The sequence below is a fragment of the Pradoshia sp. Z5_111 genome, assembly GCF_058267535.1.
In genome coordinates this window covers 673835-696161 of the sequence record NZ_JBZCPQ010000001.1, presented here as the reverse complement: position 1 = coordinate 696161, position 22327 = coordinate 673835, and the positions used below count along the sequence as shown (strand labels likewise).

The window sequence follows — 22327 nt, the reverse complement described above, 5'->3', positions numbered from 1 at the left end:
AGGTCGAGCTTTGGGAAATTATTAAAACCTAAAGCTTTTGTATTCTGTTTAACAAAAATAAAAAAGACTGTTTTTGGACCACTAATCGTGGTTGCAAAAACAGTCTTATATCATCGTTTAAACAAATTAACCTTAGGTTCTGTTTTATTAATAATACGTTTGATATTAGCGCGATGGCGATAGAAGATAAATCCTGCCAGGAAAATAATTAGAATTAACAGGGAAGGATCTCCGCTAAACATGGAATAGATAAGTGCCACAACAGCAATTAGCATAGAAGATAGTGACACGATTTTAGTCAGATATAAGAATGCAAAAAAGCATGCAACTAGAATCACAAATAAAAGTGGATCGTATCCGAGCAAAATACCTCCGGATGTAGCTACAGCTTTACCGCCTCTGAATCCGGCGAATATAGGGTACATATGACCGATAACCGCCAATAAGCCGCATATCAACGGAACAGCAATCCAGCTTGGCCATTGATCAGCCTGTATATTGAATATGTATGGCAATAAGGTGGCCAATGTCCCTTTTAAGATATCTATCGTTGTAACAATAATTCCAGCTTTTTTTCCAAGTGTCCGAAATGTATTGGTTCCTCCTAAGTTACCGCTGCCATGCTCACGTATATCAGTATTATAAAAAACTTTTCCTATAATTAAGCCTGAAGGTATTGAACCTAGCAGATAGGCCAATAAAAACAAAAAATATAACATATAAACAGTTCCTTTCTTACACTACTAGTTAATATATTTTAACATGTACCTGCAAAAAGAAAATAAAAAAATTATTTTTATTAACTTCCCTATTCTGAGCTGACCGTTTATTCTATAATAGCCTATGGGTATACATAAGGATAAATTTTATTATTGAAAGGGGTTATATTCATGATAGAAAATCCAAGCAGAGATGAAATTGGTCTCCTCTTAAAAAAAGCGAAACGAATAGCTGTCGTTGGCCTTTCTGATAATCCGGAACGGACATCTTACATGGTATCTAAGGCCATGCAGGATAATGGATATGAAATCATCCCGGTCAATCCTTCAGTGGATAGTGTTTTGGGTGTAAAGGCGGTTGCGACATTGAAGGATATTGAGGGACATGTGGATATCGTCAATGTTTTTCGCCGATCTGAATATGTAATGGACCTGGCTAAGGAATTTTTGGAAATTGACGCTGATATATTTTGGACACAGCTGGGAGTTATCGATGAAGAAGCCTTCCAAATGCTAAAGGACAAAGATTACACTGTCATTATGGACCGTTGCATAAAAGTGGAGCACGCATTAACTAAATAATAAAAAATGGCCACCAATTGCTCGCAAATAGCTCATTGGTGGTTTTATAATGTTGTAGGTAATAAAAACTAATAGTTGTAAAAACACTGAAGATGATACCATAATTAAGATACAGGGACTTATTTTATTTATTATTTACCGGGACTGGAAGCTAGAAAGTCTCGTATACATAACCTTTATCTAAACTTTATTTGCGAAACGAAAAATAATCTGTAAAAATAGAGCAATAGAGCTTAAGTGTGCTGTTTATACTATCAAGAACATTTGTTCTTGTTTGATAATATGTATATAATAGAAGTTGTAACGTAAAGAGAGGGGTACATAAGTGGCAAAAAATCTAAAACCTATTGACTATAACGAAGATGCCATCCAGGTACTTGAAGGATTAGAAGCTGTCCGAAAACGACCGGGAATGTATATCGGAAGCACAGACACACGAGGCCTGCATCATCTCGTTTATGAAATCGTTGATAACTCCGTGGACGAAGTATTGGCCGGACATGGGGACGAAATTATTGTAAAAATTCATAAAGATAATAGCATCAGTGTAATGGATAAAGGCAGAGGAATGCCTACCGGAATGCATAAAATGGGTAAACCGACGCCGGAGGTTATTCTAACCATCCTCCATGCAGGAGGAAAATTTGGTCAGGGTGGCTATAAGACGAGCGGTGGTTTACATGGTGTTGGTGCATCGGTCGTAAATGCTTTATCAGAATGGCTTGTTGTAACCATTAAGCGTGATGGTTTTATTTATGAACAGCGTTTTGAAAATGGTGGAAAACCTGTAACGACTTTAGAGAAAATCGGTAAAACCAACCAAACCGGGACAACCATTCATTTTAAACCGGATGAGAGTATTTTCTCTACCATTGTTTACAATCGTGAAACCTTAAGTGAACGCTTACGCGAATCAGCCTTTTTACTAAAAGGGTTAAAAATAGAATTACACGATTTACGTACGGATGATAAAGATGTTTATTATTATGAAAATGGGATTGAGGCATTTGTTTCTTACCTAAATGAAGAAAAAGATACATTGCATCCTGTTGTAAGCTTTGAAGGCACTCATTCTAATATTGAGGTTGATTTTGCTTTTCAATTTAACGATGGGTATTCGGAGAATATTTTATCATTCGTCAATAATGTCAGAACAAAAGATGGCGGAACTCATGAAGTAGGAATGAAAACTGCTGTTACACGTGCTTTTAATGAGTATGCACGTAAATCCGGTTTGCTGAAAGAGAAGGATAAAAATCTGGATGGTTCAGATATTCGGGAAGGATTGGCTGCTATCATTTCTGTAAGAATTCCAGAAGAATTATTACAATTTGAAGGACAGACAAAAAGTAAACTTGGTACCAGTGATGCCCGCTCTGCGGTAGATTCGGTTATATCTGAAAAATTATCTTATTATTTAATGGAAAATGCCGATATCGCGACATCCTTGGTCCGTAAGTCGATTAAAGCGGCTCAGGCCAGAGAAGCAGCCCGAAAAGCAAGGGAAGATGCACGAAGCGGTAAAAAACGCAAGAAGTCTGAAGCATTGCTTTCAGGAAAACTAACTCCGGCGCAGTCCCGTAATCCATTGAAGAATGAACTATACCTCGTCGAAGGAGATTCTGCCGGAGGGTCTGCCAAACAAGGCCGTGATCGAAGATTCCAGGCTGTTTTGCCTTTACGCGGTAAAGTTATTAATACAGAAAAAGCTAAACTTGAAGATATCTTTAAAAATGAAGAAATAAACACAATTATTCATGCAGTCGGTGGTGGAGTAGGATCTGATTTCTCCATCGAGGATATCAATTATGATAAAGTCGTCATTATGACCGATGCTGATACGGATGGCGCCCATATCCAAGTATTATTGCTTACGTTCTTTTATCGCTATATGAAGCCATTAATTGAACATGGTAAAATATTCATCGCCTTACCTCCTTTATATAAAGTTAGTAAAGGAAGCGGTAAAAGAGAAGTTATAGAATATGCCTGGGATGATGATGAATTAGAAGGTACCATTAAAAAGGTCGGAAAAGGTTACATGCTTCAGCGATACAAAGGTCTTGGAGAGATGAACGCAGACCAGCTATGGGAGACGACTATGGATCCAGAACAACGTACCTTGATCCGTGTACGCATTGATGATGCAGCGCGGGCAGAGCGACGGATCACGACATTAATGGGTGATAAAGTAGAACCAAGGCGTAAGTGGATTGAAGCTAATGTTGCTTTTGGTTTAGAAGAAGATGGAAATATTTTAGAGAATGAGAACTTAACGGTTGCTGGTGAGGAGGAAGTATTATGACAGCAGAGAAATACCGCGATCTCCCTCTTGAGGATGTGATTGGCGACCGCTTCGGCCGATACAGTAAATATATTATTCAAGACAGGGCATTACCGGACGCACGAGATGGATTAAAGCCGGTTCAGCGAAGAATTCTTTACGCTATGCATTCGGATGGTAATACCAATGACAAACCATACAGAAAGTCAGCTAAGACAGTCGGTCTGGTCATCGGTAACTTCCATCCTCACGGTGACTCATCTGTTTATGAAGCAATGGTCAGAATGAGCCAGGACTGGAAGCTTCGCCGTGAATTAATTCAGATGCACGGGAACAACGGAAGTATCGATGGGGATCCGCCTGCGGCCATGCGTTATACGGAGGCACGTTTATCCTCTATTGCAGGCCAGCTATTACGAGATATTGAGAAGAAAACAGTCGATTTTGTACCAAACTTTGATGATACAGCTGAAGAGCCAATTGTACTGCCAGCTAAATTTCCGAATTTGCTCGTAAATGGTTCCACTGGAATTTCAGCTGGTTACGCCACTGAAATTCCGCCGCATAATCTTGGAGAGATTGTTGATGCAACGATCATGAGAATTGATAATCCAGATTGTACAGTTGATGAGCTAATGACTGCTGTAAAAGGACCTGATTTTCCTACAGGCGGAATCATCCAAGGGGCAGATGGAATTAAAAAGGCGTACGAAACAGGTAAAGGCAAAATTGTTATTCGAAGTAAAACTGCGATTGAAACATTACGCGGCGGCAGACAGCAAATCACGATTACTGAGCTTCCTTTTGATGTAAACAAAGCTAATCTGGTTAAAAAAATTGATGAATTACGCCTTGATCGTAAACTTGAGGGCATCTCTGAGGTAAGAGATGAGACGGATCGTACAGGTTTACGGATTGTCATTGAACTGAAAAAAGAAGTAGACTCTGATGTTATTCTTCAATATTTATTTAAAAACACAGATTTGCAAATTACATATAATTTCAATATGGTTGCCATTCATAAGAAACGTCCTCAGCTTATGGGCATAAAAGCAATGCTGGATGCCTATATTGATCATCGCCGTGAAGTGATAACAAGGCGCTCTGAATTTGATTTGGCAAAAGCCCGTGATCGTCAGCATATTGTTGAGGGACTTATCAAAATGATCTCCATTCTTGATAAAGTAATCGCAACGATCCGTGCATCTCTCGATAAAAAGGATGCAAAGGAAAACCTAATAAAGGAATACGCATTTACAGAGGCACAAGCAGAAGCGATTGTTTCCCTTCAGCTCTACCGATTAACGAATACGGATATTACGGCATTGGAAAACGAAGCTGAAGAACTCCGTAAAAAAATTGAAGAGCTGACAACTATCCTTGGCAATGACAAGAAGTTAATGGCAGTTATTAAAAAAGAACTAAAAGAGGTTAAAAAGGATTTTTCAGATTCACGCAGATCTCTAATAGAAGCTGAAATTCAAGACATTAAGATTAATCTTGAAGTTCTGATTCCAAGCGAAGATGTTATCGTTACGGTCACAAAAGAAGGGTATATAAAACGGACAAGCTTACGTTCTTATAGTGCTTCAGGCGGCCAGGATTACGGAATGAAAGAAGGAGATAGGCTCCTTCATAAGCTGGATATGAATACAACCGATACTTTGTTGCTATTCACAGATAAAGGAAGTTATATTTACTGTCCGGTTCACTTACTTCCTGATATCAGATGGAAGGATACTGGTCAGCATATCAGTAATATCGTACCGCTTGATAAGAATCAGAATCTATTAAAGGCTATTCCAGTTTCTGATTTTGAAAAAGGATCGTTTTTATTATTTGTTACGAAAAATGGATTAGTTAAGAAGTCTGAACTAGCCCTATATAAGGCAACGAGATACTCAAAACCTTTAACAGCTATTAATCTTAAGGGAGATGATCAGGTTGTGGATATCCATCAAACAGATGGAAATCAAAACATCTTCCTGGCAACTTCTATTGGGTATGGATTGATGTTCCCTGAAAGTGAAATTCCAACTGTTGGAGCACGTGCTGCCGGTGTTAAAGGTATAAATCTTAAGGACGATGATTATATAGTTGCAGGTAAAGTTTTTGCTGAAACTGATTCTTCTATGATAGCGTTGATTACACAGAGAGGCGCTATTAAGAAAATGAAACGAAGTGAGTTTGAAATGACTTCCCGTGCTAAACGAGGAGTTGTCATGCTGAGAGAGTTAAAGAAAAATCCACATCGAGTAGCAGGAATAGAATTTGTAAACGATGTTGATACTATTGTGATTTTGTCGGAAAAAGGCATGTTAGAAGAAGTTGCATCCTTCCAATTACGACCTAGTGATCGCTATTCAAATGGTTCGTTCTTTATGGATGAAGGAGAAAATGGACCAATCGTGGAAACATGGGTTAAGACTCCTGAAGTTTCAAATTGATAGCTTCAATGAATTTCTAACCAAAAAGCTGTAAGCAGTGCGAACTGTTTACAGCTTTTTTTCTTTGATTTTCATCAGTTAAGTGCATAATCAAGCTTGATTTCAGGCAATCTATAAAGAATAATCCTATACCTGGGAGTTGATGTTTATATGATGAAATGGATTAATCATTTTATAATTTTTTCGATAGTTGGGTGTTTGCTTCTGCCAGTAGCCGTTGATGCTGCCAAAAAAGATGCAAAGAGCCAGGAAGTTGAACTTGAATCTTATAAAGTGGATGTGACAGGAGACGGGAAGAAGGATCAGGTTTATTTATATGGTAGTCCTTTTGATCAGGAGACAAAATATTACAAGGAATTCAAGTTGGTTGTAAAAACAAAACAGGGAACTAAAAAGGAAACGATTCAAGGAGGATTTAAACCTGCCGTTAAGTTTCTCGATCTTAATGACGATAGTACATTGGAAGTTCTGATGGAGATTCCAACAGGGGGTAGCGGAGGAGTTAATGATTATTATGCCTTTTGCATTTATAATAATAAAATTGAACAGATTGAGCTCCCCGAAACATTAAATATCAACGGAGCATTCAAAAATAATTATCAAGCCACTGTAATGGTACCAGAAATGAATAAATCCTACTTAATTGATTTAAAGGATCATAAAAAGAAGTACGATAAACTCGGAGTTTATCGAAAAGGGAAATTAAGTGAACCATCTGAAACATTAGTAAGTGAATACAAATCATTAAAGGTCAAAGACATTGATAAGGATTGGCATAAGGAATTGGTAGGGATTCAGCAAATTTCCGGCGCATCCGTGGTTGACCGAATCGCTGAGGTTCGATCAAGCTGGGTATATAAAGAAGAGCAATGGGTACTAAAGGATGTTCAAGTGTTGCCAAATTAAATCCTTATAAGAGTGAGATCTCCGATTTCCTTTTGAAGTTAACGAGTGAGCGTGTTTAACAGCAATTATGTTTAAATAAAAAAGCCTCCTTGTCGGTAGGATTGCGTATCCTTTTCGACTAAGGAGGCACTTTTTATTGCGAAAAATTGCTGACATAAACTAATTATCCTGTTTATCCCGCTGAAAACCAGTTCGATATCCAGCTAGCATTATGAATTCATGACAGTAAAACAAGCTACAACAGCTACGAGAGGTATGGCTACTACTAAACTGACACCCATCATGGTGAGAGTCTTTATTGCTGATTTCAAGTCCCCTGGGGTATTCAAATCATTCGTTATTTCAGAGGATGTTCCATAGATGAAGATAATATTTAGAATGGTAACTACACCTACGATGATAAGGGGTAGAATAACGTCAGAAGTTGAAGAGGATAGGTTAATAAAGCCAAAAATGATTAATATAATGGGAATTGCCTCTACCACAGCTACTTTGATAAACATCTTAGTCTGAATGTTTTCTTTTCTTTCTGGCTCAATGACCAATTCCCTGAGTGCTGTTCGAACAGCCCAGCCAATGCCAAATGTTGCGATAACAGCAGCTAAAACAAAATAATAAAGAGCTTCCATCAGTAATACCACCTCAATCAATTATTTTTAAAATAGTCCTATATTAAAAAATCATTCTACTATTAATAGAATAGCACTATTGGATATATTTGTGATGTGATATTCGTTATCATACGACAAATTATTACCTAGCTATTGTTTTATATAATGTATTACAATCTATATACAAAGTAATAAATAAAAAATGATATAGACATAAATCTAGGTGAAAATACAGTATATGATTAGAATGAGCGATTTTATCACCTTGAAGATTAACTATTTGTTAAGAATACATATCTCACACTTCGATAAAAACAGATTTTTAAACCACTTGCTCATTTAATTTCGTGTGATATTTTTAAAAGTTGTTTTTTCGTTTAATAAATATCGGACGGCCAACCCATGACATTACATGCAGCCATCATCATACTAGTAAACCCTATACTTCAGGAGAAGAGGAGAGAACAAATGAAATCGGTTATCTTAGATGTAGATACAGGAATAGATGACGCACTGGCTATAGCTTATGCCGTTCATTCACCGGAATTAGATATAATAGGTATCACTGCGTGTTTCGGCAATATTCCTGTTGAAGAAGCGGTAAGAAATTCACAAATCATTTTAGGAAAATTAGGTCGTTCAGACATCCCAGTGTATGCCGGCGCGCATGAATTTCTTAGACGTGGGCCGCGAAAAGTATATGCTCGTCATGTCCATGGTGAGGATGGTCTTGGAAATGTACTTAATGGGGAGAAGGCCAGTGACATACCAGAGGTCCATGCAGTTGATTATCTGATTGAGCAGGTGAAAAACAACCCTGGTAAAATCACTTATATTTGCGTAGGACCGCTGACAAATCTTGCACTTGCCCTTCAAAAAGCGCCTGAGATAACTACTATGTTTGAAGAAATCATCATCATGGGGGGAGCCGTTTTCTGTAAAGGAAATGTAACACCGCATGCCGAAGCAAATATTCACTGCGATCCTGAAGCAGCTGACCTTGTTTTCCGCTCTAATCTACCGCTTTTCCTCGTAGGGCTTGATGTAACGATGCAAACCCTGCTTAAGAGGGAGGAACTAGTAAACTGGCGGAAGAAGGAAGATAAACTCGGTTCCTTTTTAGCAGATATGACAGAGTTTTATATGGACTTTTATAAGAGGGCCAATCGTGGTATTAAAGGCTGTGCTCTGCACGATCCGCTGGCTGTTGGAGTAGCAATTGACAAGAGCTTCGTCACACTGAAGACAGAACCCATCTCGGTGGAACTCGAAGGAGAGATGGTAGGGAAAACTTGTCCAAGTGGAAACGAAAGACCGCTTGTTCAAGTATGTGTAGATGTGGACGAAAAACGTTTTGTGGAACATTTTTTAAATAGAATTATTTGATGTTTTATAGCGGGTAAAAACAATATGACTGTGAAGGTAAATATCTTGTTTTAACATTCCAGTTTACGAGTAAGGAGAAAAATAGCGACCTATTTCTTTTGCACCATTTTTAGGCTGATGTCATAGAATGGTAAAAAAATCTTCTTATTTAAAGGAGTGTTTCAGATATGTCCTTTCAGACGGAACAATTAAGTGTAACCTATATTCCACCGGTAACCCCTTCAAGTCCTTTAGAGGGTAGAAAATATACGTTAACACACTCTGACTTGACCGGACAGTTGTTTCTAAGCATTGGCTGTGAGGTTGATGCATTGAACATCAACTGGGAGATGAGGGATGAGGTTGTGGCTGATTGGCGCATGTTGAATGGACAATATGTCCTAACAGCCTATATTCATATTAGTAAAGGTGAGTTTGATGAACAAAAGGCTCAATCACGCTATGATCATTTTGTTAAGATGATGCCTGTAGCCTTACATGCTATTGTACATGGTGATCAAACGCTGTTTGCTTACTATCCATGGTTGCTAGATAGCCCTATTTATGTTCAGTTTTCTTCTATTTATCCGGATTACAATAAGATTGAATATTATGGGACGGTCCGACATTATCAATGATAATGTCGGCTGTCCTTTTTGTTTGTTGTCATTACCTGTTACAATAAAGTTGAATTGAAATAGAAGATGTGAGGGAGTAAAATGCAACTAACATATGATCTTAAGCTGACTGATGTAACCAATTTTTATCTCCACATGAACAAACAATCTGAAATAAGTAATCGGAGAATGAGGAATAGACAACTAAGATTATTTTTGATTACTTTATGTATATCACTAATCCTGCAATGGCTATATTTTCGACCTACCATACCCATTTACTATTTGATCAGTTTATTTATTGCAGTCTTACCGGTACTATTTTATTCATTCTATTTAGAGAATATAATTAGAAGGAAGTTTAGAAAATTTCATAAAAACAGCAGGGAACCTAATCTATTTGGTACATACCGCTTATCCATGGGGAAAGGCGGATTAACAGAGATGATTGATGGTGGCTATGAGGTACTCTATGAATGGAAAGATATTAAACAAATCGAAATGCTAAAAAATTATATTTATATTTATACAAATGCTATTCATGCTGTTATTATTCCGGTAAGGGTGTTTGATACAATAGACGACTGTACCTTTTTTCTGAATGAATTGAAGAGACATATAAAGGAATCAACAAAGCAAAATGTAGAGGTGAATCACCGTTGAAAATCATTGTACTATCAGATACCCATATGCCCAGAATGGCAAAAGGGCTCCCACCTCGTTTAAAGGAAGAACTGAAAACAGCTGATCTCATTTTACATGCTGGTGATTGGCAAACGAAGGACGTATATGAAGAACTACTAACCTATGCACCCGTTGATGGTGTTTGTGGCAATGTCGATGGACAGGATCTGATCGACCAATTTGGATATCAAAAGATTCTCACATTAGATGGATATCGAATTGGTTTGGTACATGGACATGGTAAGAAAGGAACGACAGAAGGAAGAGCAATCGAAGCATTTAACGGAGAGGAATTGGATCTAATTATTTTCGGGCATTCTCATATACCTGTTAATAAAGACATAAATGGGATAATTCTATTTAACCCGGGTTCTCCGACAGATAAAAGGCGTCAATCTGAATACTCATTCGGGATTATTCGGATTGAAAAGAGTTTATCGGTTGAGCATGTGTTTTATAAAAATAAGCGATAAGTGTAAACAAAAAGGATGCAAGCTTGATAAAGCTGCATCCTTCTTGTTTACTTTTTCTTTTTTTGCTGATTTTTAGTCGTTTTATAGGCTTTATAAAATGCAAAGCTGCAATCATATACAGATATTAAAATAACAACTGCTAATGTGATGGCTATAATACCTGATGGTAATGTGCCATTTGTAGATTTTTCAAATAATAAATTGAAGCGTTCGATAAAATCGCTATTGTATAAAGTAGTGTCATACAGCATTTTATAAAGAATTGCTATAACAAATGCGCTTTGGATTGTATAAAAAATAGCGATATGGTAGGTCCATTTACCCATCATGTATTTTAATCCAGCTAAACTTATTTCTAAAACTGCCAAAGCTATTAAAAGAGGGACATATGTTTTCAGGACATCTTGGTTAAACAAGGAGGCTTGCAAAACAAGCTCGCCATTAACGGTTTCATACCAACCTAATAGATGTTCAGAAAATAGTAGAACTAGGGTCCATATAAATGTCCAAATAAGTCCAAAGATTGCTTCCGCTTTGGATATTTGATATTTATGCTTTTGAACAGTCCGCCTCTGCAATTGGTCAGTGTTCCATTTCGACTTTACAAGAGGGATGCTATTTGTTTTATTCGCAATTTTATCTATAACTATAAATGTGATGGTCACCCAGGTAAATACCTGAAATGCTGCCTGAATGATTCCTATGATAGAATCCGTAAACATGTCAATTAGAAATGATACAACAGAGGAGTAACTTGTATAATCCGCCATCCCACTGACTGTTTGACCCAATAAAACCAAGCCCGCCATCACAGCAAAGGCTATTAGTAATACGCGAATATAACTATCGTAAAAAATCGGTCCTATAATATATCGGTTATTTCCGCTATAATCGGCAGCAAGAATTCTTGGATTACCCAAGCTATTCAACACGTTCTTCACATCATTTTCAGTATAGTTATCTGGCAGCATATCCTCAATATTTCCCTTGAGTTCCAGCGCAATCTCTTCTTTTGACGTTTCTGGTAGCCACTTTGTAACTTCATAAATATATATATCAATTAAACTCATCGCATTCATCCTCTCTTAACAATTGTACCATCTGATTAGACGTTTCAGACCATGCTTCCTTTAATTTTTCATAAATCTGTCTGCCATTCTGGCTTAATTGGTAATATTTCCTTTGTCGATTTCCATTTAACTCCCAATTGCTAACCAGGAGACCTTGCTTTTCTAATCTTCTCAATAAAGGATATAGTGTGCTTGGGTCAATGGTAACATTTTTTTCTTCAAGGGATTGAACGAGTGAGTATCCATATTCCGGTTTTTGTAATTGACTTAAGACTGCGAGAGTGAGTGTACCTCTCCGCAGTTCTATAATGAGAGATTGTATGAGTTCATCCAAAATGTCTCCACCCCCTAATTCCATAATACTGTATGATGTACAGTATTGTTAAGTGAATAATAACCAAAAATAAATACAAGAAGAGCCAAAAAACGACCTTCATAATTGGATTTTAAGCACCTTGTTTTTTATACTTAAGGTGTTTGTGTTCTAAATGATTTTTGTCGAATATAGGCGATTTATAGCCTTTTCGAGAAATGTATTAAATTATTCCGGGATTTACCATTAAAAATTCGAAAATTCCGAATGTAACAAAGGACTTGAATTGATACATTCGAAAACCGATTAAATCAACCTTTCCAGAGGGTGTGGAATTGAAAAAAACTTGTGTTTGAATGACCTCTTCACGTACAATAGGAGAAGGGAAGAAGGGGGACTGGCAAAAGTGAGTACAGCAACAAAACGAATTAAAAATGTACAGCCTATTCGCCGGCTTGATCAAATAGAGGCCATGAAAAAAGCGTTATTACGCTATTGCAGTTATCGGGATTATATAATGTTTACAATTGGGATCAATATAGGACTGAGGATAGGGGATTTATTGCAGCTACGAGTAAAGGATGTACTGGATGGAACGCACATTGTCATTATTGAACAGAAGACGGAAAAAACGAAACGGTTTCTGATTAATCCGCACTTGCGAAAGGAAATTAAAAAATACGTCAAGAAAGAAAAACTTTCAAAGGATGATTACTTATTTCCGAGCCGTAAAGGAAATGGACCGATTACGAGGGTTCAGGCTTACCGTGTGTTAAATAAAGCAGCCGAAATGGCAGATATTCAGGATATAGGGACACATACTCTACGTAAAACATTTGGTTATTTACACTACCAAAAATTCAAAGATATTGCATTGCTGCAGCAAATTTTAAACCATTCCAACCAAAAAGATACAATGATTTACATAGGATTGACACAGGATTTAATGGATGAAACTTTAATGGATTTCTACTTTTAACCAATTATTTACGAACCAACCACCTCTAGAATGGTTGGTTTATTTGTACAGTTAAGCCAAACCTGTCATAATTAAAAGGCATAAAATCCCAATAATAGGATGACAAATACTTTTGATAGGCGGGAGAACGAATGACTAAAAAACAAGATAAGAAAAAATCAAAGTGGCTATCTCTTTTAATATTAATAGTAGGTATATTAGCAGCTGGAGTGATTGGTCTTACTGTCTATTATCATTTGAATGATTCATCTAAAGAAGCAATGGATCAATTAAAGAAAAACCCTCCGAAAAATATATCGAATCAAGAAAGTGTGTTAATTGCTGAATATCACGCTAAATACAATGATTTAACAGGCTATGGCAGTATTGAAGAATTAGATATGTCAGAAGCCAAAAGTTTATCAGCCATACTTGAAAAAGATACGAATGAAATCATTAGCCAGGGGATAGAAAATAAAAAGGTATCAGAAGATTTTAAACAAATCCACGCAATTGCCAAGGCGACCAAAAATAAAGCAGACAAAGAACAGATTCGATTAATACATCGTTATTTTCATGATCTAGATATTGCGATTAATCAGTATAATGATACGAAGGATGTATTTGGGGTGACTAAGACTCTCGGTAAGTAAGTCTCGTGATTTAATGTAGATATTGTAATAGACAGAGAAGAAAATAAATTTTTAATTAAACGCTTAACTTATACAGTAGACATTTTAAAGATAATAAGGATAGTCAGGCATAGATAATTGCTTGTCTATCCTTTTGTTTACTGACTTCTAACTGCATAAATCCTGATACTCAAGCGATGAAAATTTCGTCAAAAAACGTTGTGAATTCTCAACATTCTTAAACTATGGATATACGATATGGTAAAATGAAAAATTGTTAAAAAAATAGTTTTCTGATATCCATGTTTCCTTCATATAATGAATGGGAGCGGGGTTTCTTGGGTATTACGGGAAGAGACGTTTGCCCGCTTTGCCATCATGACGGTTGGGGGAAGACAATGGGGGTGTTTGGCGGAAGTAGACAAATGGGTAGGAGAAAAAGAGGATATTTCAATATCATTTTTCTGCTCGAACGCCTGGGGTTATGGAATCGAGGGGATGGGGGGAGGACTGAATATGCCTTTGAAGCAGACTCTGCAAATGGTAAAAGGGACTGTAGGATCCCGGGTCGAATGCTTTGCTTTCGGAAAATCATGACCAGCCGAGAAGCTTCAGCACCTGGGTAAATGACGAGTCATGGCGCAGAGAAAGTGCCCAAGCACTCAGCACCTTGTTTTTGGAACCACGTTTATTTATGACGGGCAGGAAATCAGCATGACAAATATCCACTTCGCGACCATTGAGCAGTACAACGGTGTGGGCATGAAAAATTTACACAATATTGAAATATGGCAAGGGCGATTTATACGAGGAGATCATGCAGATCATTGGAAAAATGGAAGAGACAATTCTCGAACATTAGTACAATGGGATGATACTCATCAAGCGGGAATTACAACGAATAAATCTGCTTAGTTTGACATCAATCCCAACTACTCTCATGCTAATGTGTTCAATCAGAAAAAGGATACGCAAAGTATTTTCACGTACTACAAACAGATGATTCAACTCCGAAAAACCAACCTCTTATTTGTGTTTAGAACTATGACATATCCACCACGTACCACAACTGTGAATTTATACCTATGCCGAACCTTCGGGGACGAGCAGGCGGCGAGTCTGGTCTAATTGGCTCTCCAAGAATGTACCATTGTGATACAGGAAGAACTGAATGTACCCGTTAATGGTTATTTTTGAAAGCGTTTTCTAAAGGTGCCGCTGGATTAACTTTTGTTCGTATGAGGAAATGGTCTATCAGAAACGAAAGTAAAAAAAAGTGTGTATCGCAAAAGCACTTACAGCTTCTGTTTCATTAATTTTATACTTGGTACAAAAATTCCCACATAGGAGGTTTCACATGATCAAGAAAAGAATAGTTGGTATATTGGCATCCGCCACCCTATTGGCAGGAATATTGGCGGGATGTTCGGAAGATGAAACGAAAAAAGCAACCACGGAAACAAAACCCAAGGAAACCACAAAAGAAACACTCAAACCTGAAGATGGAGCAACCCTGATTATTTGGGACAACGGAGCGGACGAGGGCGCGTGGGCGACCTATGTCGCAGAGCAATTCACGAAAAAATACAATGTGCCTGTTGAAGTACAAGAAGTGGGACACACAGACGCAGCAGGAAAATTGGAAACTGATGGGCCAGCTGGCTTAGGTGCCGATGTTTTCAACTCCGCCCATGATCATTTAGGAAAATTGGTGAAAGCAGGTTTGGTATATGACAACTATTATGCCGATGACTATCAAGACATGTTCTTGGAAGCAGCGGTAAACGGGACAAGTTTTGTGGATAAAGATGGAAAAAAGAAAATGTTTGGCTATCCCATCTCCATTGAAACATATGCCTTGTACTACAATAAAGACATCGTAAAAGAGGCACCAAAAACATGGGATGACTTGTTCAAAACAGCTAAAGAATTCCAAGCAACGAGCAAAGGAAAAAATCAGAAATATGGTTTTATGATGGAACCAGGTAACTTTTATTATACACATGCTTTCCTATCTGGTTATGGCGGTTATGTATTTGGAAAAGAAGACACCGATCCAACGGATCTTGGTGTCAACAATGAAGGAGCCATCAAATCGGCGGAATTTATGAAAAAAATCAACAAAGAATTGTTACCGATGAAAAAAGAAGACATTACAGGTGATGTGATTTCCTCTTTCTTCAATGAAAGTAAATTAGCCTACCGAATTTCAGGTCCATGGGATGTTAAAAACCATCAAGATGCTGGTGTGAACTTTGGAATAGCTCCACTTCCAACATTGGATAACGGCGAAACGCCAAAATCCTATTCAGGCATCAAAGCGTACTATGTAAACAGTTATTCCAAATATCCCAAAGCAGCAACTCTTTTAGCTCAAATGGCTTCCAGTGAAGAAATGCTCTTAAAAAGATACGAAATGACAGGCCAATTGCCACCAGCGACTTCGCTCCTTGAAAACGAAACCATCAAAAAAGATGAAGTGTCCATGGCTTTCTTGGAACAGGCGAAAAATGCTGTGCCGATGCCAAATATCCCTGAAATGCAAGCTGTATGGGGACCAATGGAAACGGCTTACACATCCATCTGGAATGATGGAACCGACTCGAAAAAAACGTTTGACGCAGCCAAAGAACAAATTGAAGATGCAGTAGCCACTCAGAATAAAAAATAAAGAGTTCATCTATCAATAGAACCAATATCCAGGTAGTGAGATATTGGTTCTTTTTTCTAAGAAGTGAAAAGGAGGTTAAAAACAAATGAAAACACATGCCAAGAAAAGCCTGATCTTTTCTTTGCTGCTCATGGGACTTGGGCAATTGTACAATCGACAGTACATCAAAGGGATCTTATTTATCTTTATGGAGCTATACCTTGTAGTGTTCTGGACATTACCGTTTCGAAATGCTATGTGGGGGTTGGCCACATTAGGGGAAACGGTGCAGACCCGTGTGGGATTTGAAATTCAGCAAGGGGATCACAGCATCTTCTTGTTAATCGAAGGAATCATCTTTTTAATTTGCGGATTGTTCTTTGTATGGATGTATTATTTGAATGTGAAGGATGCTTGGAAAGTCGGACAATGGCGAGATCAAGGGGGAAAACCAAACTCATTCAAAGAAACCCTCCGTGTCTTAATAGATAAAGGATTTCCTTACTTTTTGCTCACACCATCCATTGTATTCACGGCCTTTTTAACCATCTTGCCTCTGATTTTTGGAATCGCAATCGCTTTCACAAACTATTCAGGACCGAACCACTTGCCGCCTGCTTCTCTAGTGGACTGGGTGGGATTTCAAACCTTTGTGGACTTATTTAACTTGAAAACCTGGAACCGAACGTTCATCGGTGTCTTCGGATGGACGATTCTTTGGGCAATTTCAGCCACGGTTACCACGTTCTTTGCCGGAATCTTATTTGCGGTTCTCTTGAATTCAAAGGGAATCAAATTTCGGAAATTTTGGAGAAGCATTTATATCTTGCCATGGGCGATTCCTTCGTTCGTCAGCATTTTGATCATGAGGAACCTATTCAACGGGGAATTTGGACCTATTAACCAATATTTGGAAGTCATTGGACTATCCAGTATCCCGTGGCTTAGCGACCCGATGTGGGCGAAATTCGCGCTTATCATGGTGAATGTCTGGTTTGGATTTCCGTTCTGGATGGTCTTGATGAGTGGCGTCATGACGAGTATAGATCGTGAATTATATGAGGCGGCGCAGGTGGATGGGGCAAACGGTAAGCAACAGTTCTGGAAAATCACCATGCCGATTGTCATGTTCTCTACCGCCCCCTTACTTATCATGCAGTTTGCGGGGAATTTTAATAACTTTAACCTAATTTATCTTATGACGAATGGAGGACCTGTGAATGTGGATTACAGTTATGCAGGCTCCACAGATATTTTAATCAGCTGGATTTACAAACTGACCCTCGACCAAAGCCAATTTAATATGGCAAGCGTTGTGAGCATCCTGATTTTCATTGTTATTGCCATCATTTCGGTTTGGAACTTCAGACGAACGAAAGCATTCAACGAGGAGGACATGATGTCATGAAACAAAAAACACGTGAACGAATTTCATTCGTGTGGAAACATTTTCTGCTTCTCGTGGTGGCCATCTTCGTGCTTTATCCAGTTGTATGGATTCTCATGGGAAGTTTGAATCCTGGGGATTCCCTATTCAGTGCACAGCTTCTTCCTGGGATGGAATGGGGTCTCTTTTGGGAAGGGGTTCGGAATTTTGATTTTGCTCAAATTGCCCAGTCCGTAAAAGGAATCCGTTTATCCCTAGATCATTTTGTCTATTTGATTCAGAAGACCGAGTATGTGACATGGTATAAAAACACCTTAAAAATAGCACTATGGAACATGGTCATTTCGACCTTTTTAGTGGTCACAGCTGCTTATGCGTTTAGCCGATTCCGCTTTCCAGGCCGGAAAGAAGGATTGATGGCTATGTTGATTCTGCAAATGTTTCCCGGATTTATGGGGATGATTGCTATCTATATCCTGCTTTTACAAATGGGATTATTGGACAATCACTGGGGACTCATATTGGTTTATGCAGGCGGATCCATTCCGTTTAACGCCTGGCTTGTGAAAGGATACTTCGATTCCATGCCTCGCAGTTTGGAGGAAGCTGCGAAAATTGACGGAGCAGGTCATTTCACTATTTTCTTTAAAGTGATGATGCCATTGAGCGTTCCAATTCTCGTCTTCGTAGCGGTTTCGAACTTCATCGGTCCGTGGATGGACTTTATCTTTGCTCGACTGGTTTTACGATCCAATGAAAATAAAACCTTAGCGATTGGGTTGTTTGAGATGGTGACGGGACGAGGAAACACCGAATTTACGACATTCGCGGCTGGAGCAGTGCTTGTTGCACTGCCTATCACGATTCTCTTTATGGCGTTCCAAAAATACATGGTAGAAGGGTTGAAGGCTGGGGCGAATAAATAAGCCCCAAGCCCCCTTACGATGGCAGGTATTTAGAGAGCAAAAATTGTTCGGCATTTAGTAGAATCACGAAAGAACATGATCCCGTAATATTGGTTGGCCATTGATTATTCAATAAGTTTATTCCGAATTGAATTCAGAAACTAAACTGGTTTGTTCAGTTATGCTAAAGAAATGTTATCAATCTGCTGTAACTCTTCTTCTGTGAATGTGATATTTTTTAAAGCTCCAATGTTATCAAGAATCTGGCTAGGTTTGGAAGCTCCTATGAGAACACTGGTCACAATTCCATCTCGCAAAATCCAGCTTATCGCCATCTCTGCAAGTGACTGCCCTCGCTCCTCAGCTATCTCATTGAGTTTTTTAATTTGAGTTAATCGGTCTTCGGATAAGGCAGAAGCATTTAAAAATCGTCCATCCGTCTTTATTCTACTGTCGTCCGGAATTCCATGTAAATATCGATTGGTTAACATTCCCTGTTCCAAAGGACTAAACGCAATAATACCTTTTTTTAACTTTTTAGATGTATCTTTCAAATCATTTTGTTCAATTGTTCGATCAAAAATTGAATACCTATTCTGATTTATAATAAATGGGCAATGTAATTCTTGTAAAATTTCAGTCGCCTTTTCTAACGTTTTTCCATCGTAGTTTGAGAGACCTACATATAATGCCTTGCCACTTCTAACGATTTGGGCTAGCGCATTCATCGTTTCTTCCAATGGTGTGTGGGGATCCATTCGATGATGGTAAAAAATATCAACATATTCTAATCCCATTCTCTTTAAGCTTTGGTCGAGGCTTGCAATAAGATATTTTCGGCTTCCCCAGTTTCCATATGGACCATCCCACATATCATATCCTGCTTTAGTACTGATGATAAGTTCATCACGATATGCTGCAAAGTTTTCTTTCATAATAAGTCCTAGATTTTTTTCAGCACTCCCAGGTTCTGGTCCATAGTTATTTGCTAAATCAAAGTGAGTAATTCCATTATCAAAAGCGGTAAAACAGAGTTGTTTCATATTTTCATATGAAGCTGTATCGCCGAAATTGTGCCAGAATCCTAATGAAATAGCTGGTAATTGAAGTCCACTGTTACCACAGTGGAAATATGTCATAGATTTATAACGTTGTCTTGATGCCTGATACATGTTTTCCCTCCTATATTAAATACTCTACTTTACTCAGCGTAGCCTTCAAGTAGACTTGAAGTCAAGCGTAGTATTTTGTTTTTTAAGAGTAATTTAAACATTCTAAATTTATATGGAGGAAGGGGAGTCTATTCGAGTATGGAAGAATTCTTGGGGAAAACTATATGATGTGTAGATAGTATTTCTACTACCTTCTCTATAAGTGAATCTCTCTGTTTTAGAGGTGTTAGAAAATCTCCTAATATACTCCTTTGTAAGATAGATTAACATTGTCTTTTCTTGTTCACAGTTCTTCATTTAGCTTTTCAGCATGCTTGATTTTCGGTTTGTATTTTTGCCCAGTCAGTTCCTTTGCAACAAGGTGAAAATTATCCTCTGTAATTAGCCAGATTTATAATCGGTAATCCCGCTATCTAAGAGGTACGATATACATTGCTATCTAGTTTAACGAGTAATAAATAGGTACACAGGTGTTATTCTCCTACTATGAGGGATTGGAAATGCGAATCTTTTGTGTGGTTGCCGGTAAAATATGATAATCTGCAAGTATATAGGGACCTGGGAGGGATACTGGATGGAGTATAAATTATTGGCGGTTGATTTGGATGGAACCTTGTTGAACGCGAAGATGGATATTGACAAAGAAACGATAGAGGCCCTGCATGACTTTAAATCAAGGAGAGGAAAGGTAATCATCTGCAGCGGAAGAACGCCTTTGGCGACTAGGTGGATTGCGGAGGCTATCCGTTTATCCGATCCAATCATTGCCTACAACGGAGCTGTTATACAAGGGCGGGACGGGAAGATTATTCAGCAATCTACCTTTAAAAAAGAAAGTCTGTTGGCCTTTATAGATGCGTGCCAAAGCTATGGGGTATATGGGCATTTGTATGAGGGTGACTGTTTACTAGTTCCAGAGAAAAATAAGTGGAATGAAAAATGGATTGAGAATAATATCCTGCCTTTACAAGGAACCGGTGCAGAAATGGGAGGATGTGAACGATTCCGGGCTCAGTGCGAAATCAGGCTGTTTCATTCTTTCGATGAATATGTGAAAGAAAACGAACCTGCCATTCAAAAGCTGGCTGCTTTTCGGAAGGAACAAGGAGACTATGAAGGATTTATGGATCGGCTATTCAACATGGAAAATCATTTTGAAGTGAGCAGCAGCTTCGGTTTCACAAGCCTTGAAATTACTCCACCAAAGACTACTAAGGCTTCTGCTTTAGAATATTTGGCAAAAAGGCTTGGCTTGGATATGTCTGAGGTGGCTGCGATCGGTGACAACTTTAACGATAGACAAATGCTGCTTTCAGCGGGACTTGGCATAGCTATGGGAAATGCGCCGGAGGAAGTTAAGGAAGCAGCTGATGCTGTGACCGAGCCTAATGACCGAATGGGAGTAGCGCATGCAATCAAAAAATATATACTATAAAAAAAAGGTTTTTTTAGCATATCCTATGTAGTTCTGCATATGAGAATATGCTTCTTTTTTTGGATTAGAATGAAATAAAATTTTAAATATTCAATAAAATTATTGAATATCAATTTCAGTTGGAGTATATTGGAAGTGTCGAGTTACTAGTAAATGGTAATCGCAAAAGGAGCTACCTGGAGGTCTTACTAATGAAAGAAAATCTTAATCTATTAACCACGGAATCACGCAATGATCGAAGTATGCAGATAGACACTTCCAGTCCGATGGAAATTCTGCGAATTATGAATGAGGAAGACCAAAAAGTAGCCGCTGCAGTTCAAGAGGTTTTACCAGATGTTGAAATAGCCGTTCACTTTGCTGTTTCATCTTTCCAAAATGGAGGGCGCCTTATCTATATGGGAGCCGGGACTAGCGGAAGGCTTGGTGTACTCGATGCTGTTGAATGCCCGCCGACATTCAGTACCAAGCCAGAGATGGTACTGGGTATTATCGCCGGCGGAGAAAGCGCATTCATAAAGGCGGTTGAAGGAGCGGAGGATAGGCCGGAGGATGGCGAGAAGGATTTAAAAGACATCACCCTTACTGAGAATGATACGGTTATCGGTATTGCTGCAAGCGGCCGGACACCATATGTTATTGGTGCACTTCGTTACGCACGGTCGGTAGGAGCCAAAACAGTGGCACTGTCGTGTAATAAACAGGCTAGAATCAGTGAAGAAGCAGATCATGCCATCGAGGTGGTCGTAGGTCCGGAAGTGCTTACGGGATCTACTAGACTGAAATCTGCAACCGCTCACAAAATGATTCTAAACATGATTTCAACCTCTTCAATGGTTTTGCTCGGCAAAGCGTATGAAAACTTAATGATTGATGTCCATGTCAGCAACGAGAAGCTCAAAGAAAGAGCTATCGGCATTATTAGCAAAATCACAGGAGTAAGCTATGAAACAGCGAGACAAACATTAGAGGATGCTGATCATCAAGTAAAGGTCGCCTTAGTCATGCTTAAAAAGGATATTAAGAAAGAAGAAGCGGCTCTGATTCTGGAGCAATCTGGAGGGTATGTCCGAAAAGCCATTGAAGCCGAGCTCTCAGATTGATTTAAACACAAGTA

General features: G+C 38.5%; 22 protein-coding genes. 17 read left to right on the top strand and 5 right to left on the bottom strand.

Features of this window, described 5'->3' with window-relative positions:
- Window positions 1–110: 110 nt before the first annotated feature.
- Window positions 111–719 (bottom strand): glycerol-3-phosphate 1-O-acyltransferase PlsY, encoded by a 609-nt coding sequence (gene plsY / locus AC4D4A_RS03375; protein ID WP_490994580.1) that lies wholly within the window; start codon window positions 717–719, stop codon window positions 111–113.
- A gap of 171 nt (window positions 720–890) precedes the next feature.
- Here plsY and AC4D4A_RS03370 point away from each other — a divergent pair, with 171 nt between their 5' ends.
- From AC4D4A_RS03370 to AC4D4A_RS03355, 4 genes are all read left to right on the top strand, one after another.
- On the top strand, window positions 891–1301 hold the full coding sequence (locus tag AC4D4A_RS03370) for a CoA-binding protein (RefSeq protein ID WP_066103933.1): 411 nt from the start codon (window positions 891–893) through the stop codon (window positions 1299–1301).
- Between the two features lie 346 nt (window positions 1302–1647).
- Window positions 1648–3606, top strand: a complete 1959-nt coding sequence (gene parE, locus AC4D4A_RS03365) for a DNA topoisomerase IV subunit B (RefSeq protein ID WP_490994762.1) — start codon at window positions 1648–1650, stop codon at window positions 3604–3606.
- Entirely contained in the window at window positions 3600–6032 is a 2433-nt protein-coding gene (gene parC, locus AC4D4A_RS03360) for a DNA topoisomerase IV subunit A (protein WP_490994761.1), read from the top strand. Before parE ends, parC begins: the two co-directional genes overlap by 7 nt.
- Window positions 6033–6182: 150 nt before the next feature.
- Complete coding sequence (locus AC4D4A_RS03355; RefSeq protein WP_490994579.1) at window positions 6183–6938, top strand: YybI family spore inner coat protein; 756 nt, start codon at window positions 6183–6185, stop codon at window positions 6936–6938.
- A gap of 209 nt (window positions 6939–7147) precedes the next feature.
- On the opposite strand, the gene AC4D4A_RS03350 is transcribed toward AC4D4A_RS03355, so the two are convergent.
- Window positions 7148–7567 (bottom strand): hypothetical protein, encoded by a 420-nt coding sequence (locus AC4D4A_RS03350; protein WP_490994578.1) that lies wholly within the window; start codon window positions 7565–7567, stop codon window positions 7148–7150.
- A gap of 450 nt (window positions 7568–8017) precedes the next feature.
- Between AC4D4A_RS03350 and AC4D4A_RS03345 the strand changes: the two genes are divergently transcribed.
- The 4 genes from AC4D4A_RS03345 (at window position 8018) to AC4D4A_RS03330 (ending at window position 10688) form a co-directional block, all read left to right on the top strand.
- Window positions 8018–8935: a nucleoside hydrolase gene (locus AC4D4A_RS03345; RefSeq protein ID WP_490994577.1), complete on the top strand. Its 918-nt coding sequence runs from the start codon at window positions 8018–8020 to the stop codon at window positions 8933–8935.
- 167 nt (window positions 8936–9102) lie between these two features.
- Complete coding sequence (locus AC4D4A_RS03340) at window positions 9103–9552, top strand: staygreen family protein (RefSeq protein ID WP_490994576.1); 450 nt, start codon at window positions 9103–9105, stop codon at window positions 9550–9552.
- Window positions 9553–9633: 81 nt separating this feature from the next.
- A complete protein-coding gene (locus tag AC4D4A_RS03335; RefSeq protein ID WP_490994575.1) occupies window positions 9634–10194 on the top strand; it encodes a YcxB family protein in 561 nt (186 codons plus the stop codon).
- On the top strand, window positions 10191–10688 hold the full coding sequence (locus AC4D4A_RS03330; protein WP_490994574.1) for a metallophosphoesterase family protein: 498 nt from the start codon (window positions 10191–10193) through the stop codon (window positions 10686–10688). Before AC4D4A_RS03335 ends, AC4D4A_RS03330 begins: the two co-directional genes overlap by 4 nt.
- 47 nt (window positions 10689–10735) lie before the next feature.
- Here AC4D4A_RS03330 and AC4D4A_RS03325 read toward each other — a convergent pair whose 3' ends face one another.
- Both AC4D4A_RS03325 and AC4D4A_RS03320 read right to left on the bottom strand, forming a co-directional pair.
- Complete coding sequence (locus AC4D4A_RS03325) at window positions 10736–11758, bottom strand: HAAS signaling domain-containing protein (protein WP_490994573.1); 1023 nt, start codon at window positions 11756–11758, stop codon at window positions 10736–10738.
- Entirely contained in the window at window positions 11745–12092 is a 348-nt protein-coding gene (locus AC4D4A_RS03320; protein ID WP_490994572.1) for a PadR family transcriptional regulator, read from the bottom strand. The genes AC4D4A_RS03325 and AC4D4A_RS03320 overlap by 14 nt, the downstream gene beginning before the upstream one ends.
- A gap of 406 nt (window positions 12093–12498) precedes the next feature.
- Between AC4D4A_RS03320 and AC4D4A_RS03315 the strand changes: the two genes are divergently transcribed.
- The 7 genes from AC4D4A_RS03315 to AC4D4A_RS03285 all read left to right on the top strand — a co-directional run bounded on the left by AC4D4A_RS03315 (window position 12499) and on the right by AC4D4A_RS03285 (window position 18624).
- Window positions 12499–13050 (top strand): site-specific integrase, encoded by a 552-nt coding sequence (locus AC4D4A_RS03315; protein ID WP_490994760.1) that lies wholly within the window; start codon window positions 12499–12501, stop codon window positions 13048–13050.
- Between the two features lie 131 nt (window positions 13051–13181).
- Entirely contained in the window at window positions 13182–13682 is a 501-nt protein-coding gene (locus AC4D4A_RS03310; protein ID WP_490557930.1) for a hypothetical protein, read from the top strand.
- Window positions 13683–13979: 297 nt separating this feature from the next.
- Window positions 13980–14258, top strand: coding sequence for a hypothetical protein (locus AC4D4A_RS03305; RefSeq protein WP_139063816.1), 279 nt, complete (start codon window positions 13980–13982; stop codon window positions 14256–14258).
- 39 nt (window positions 14259–14297) lie between these two features.
- Window positions 14298–14576, top strand: a complete 279-nt coding sequence (locus AC4D4A_RS03300; RefSeq protein WP_148629692.1) for an alpha-amylase family glycosyl hydrolase — start codon at window positions 14298–14300, stop codon at window positions 14574–14576.
- A gap of 442 nt (window positions 14577–15018) precedes the next feature.
- Window positions 15019–16332, top strand: coding sequence for a sugar ABC transporter substrate-binding protein (locus AC4D4A_RS03295; RefSeq protein WP_077248024.1), 1314 nt, complete (start codon window positions 15019–15021; stop codon window positions 16330–16332).
- An 85-nt stretch (window positions 16333–16417) separates the two neighbouring features.
- A complete protein-coding gene (locus AC4D4A_RS03290) occupies window positions 16418–17719 on the top strand; it encodes a carbohydrate ABC transporter permease (RefSeq protein WP_490994571.1) in 1302 nt (433 codons plus the stop codon).
- On the top strand, window positions 17716–18624 hold the full coding sequence (locus tag AC4D4A_RS03285) for a sugar ABC transporter permease (protein ID WP_490994570.1): 909 nt from the start codon (window positions 17716–17718) through the stop codon (window positions 18622–18624). Before AC4D4A_RS03290 ends, AC4D4A_RS03285 begins: the two co-directional genes overlap by 4 nt.
- A gap of 158 nt (window positions 18625–18782) precedes the next feature.
- On the opposite strand, the gene AC4D4A_RS03280 is transcribed toward AC4D4A_RS03285, so the two are convergent.
- Window positions 18783–19775, bottom strand: a complete 993-nt coding sequence (locus AC4D4A_RS03280) for an aldo/keto reductase (RefSeq protein WP_490994569.1) — start codon at window positions 19773–19775, stop codon at window positions 18783–18785.
- A gap of 574 nt (window positions 19776–20349) precedes the next feature.
- Between AC4D4A_RS03280 and AC4D4A_RS03275 the strand changes: the two genes are divergently transcribed.
- Both AC4D4A_RS03275 and murQ read left to right on the top strand, forming a co-directional pair.
- Complete coding sequence (locus AC4D4A_RS03275) at window positions 20350–21210, top strand: HAD family hydrolase (protein ID WP_490994568.1); 861 nt, start codon at window positions 20350–20352, stop codon at window positions 21208–21210.
- 191 nt (window positions 21211–21401) lie between these two features.
- Entirely contained in the window at window positions 21402–22313 is a 912-nt protein-coding gene (gene murQ, locus AC4D4A_RS03270) for an N-acetylmuramic acid 6-phosphate etherase (RefSeq protein WP_066103898.1), read from the top strand.
- The last annotated feature ends 14 nt before the right edge of the window (window positions 22314–22327 follow it).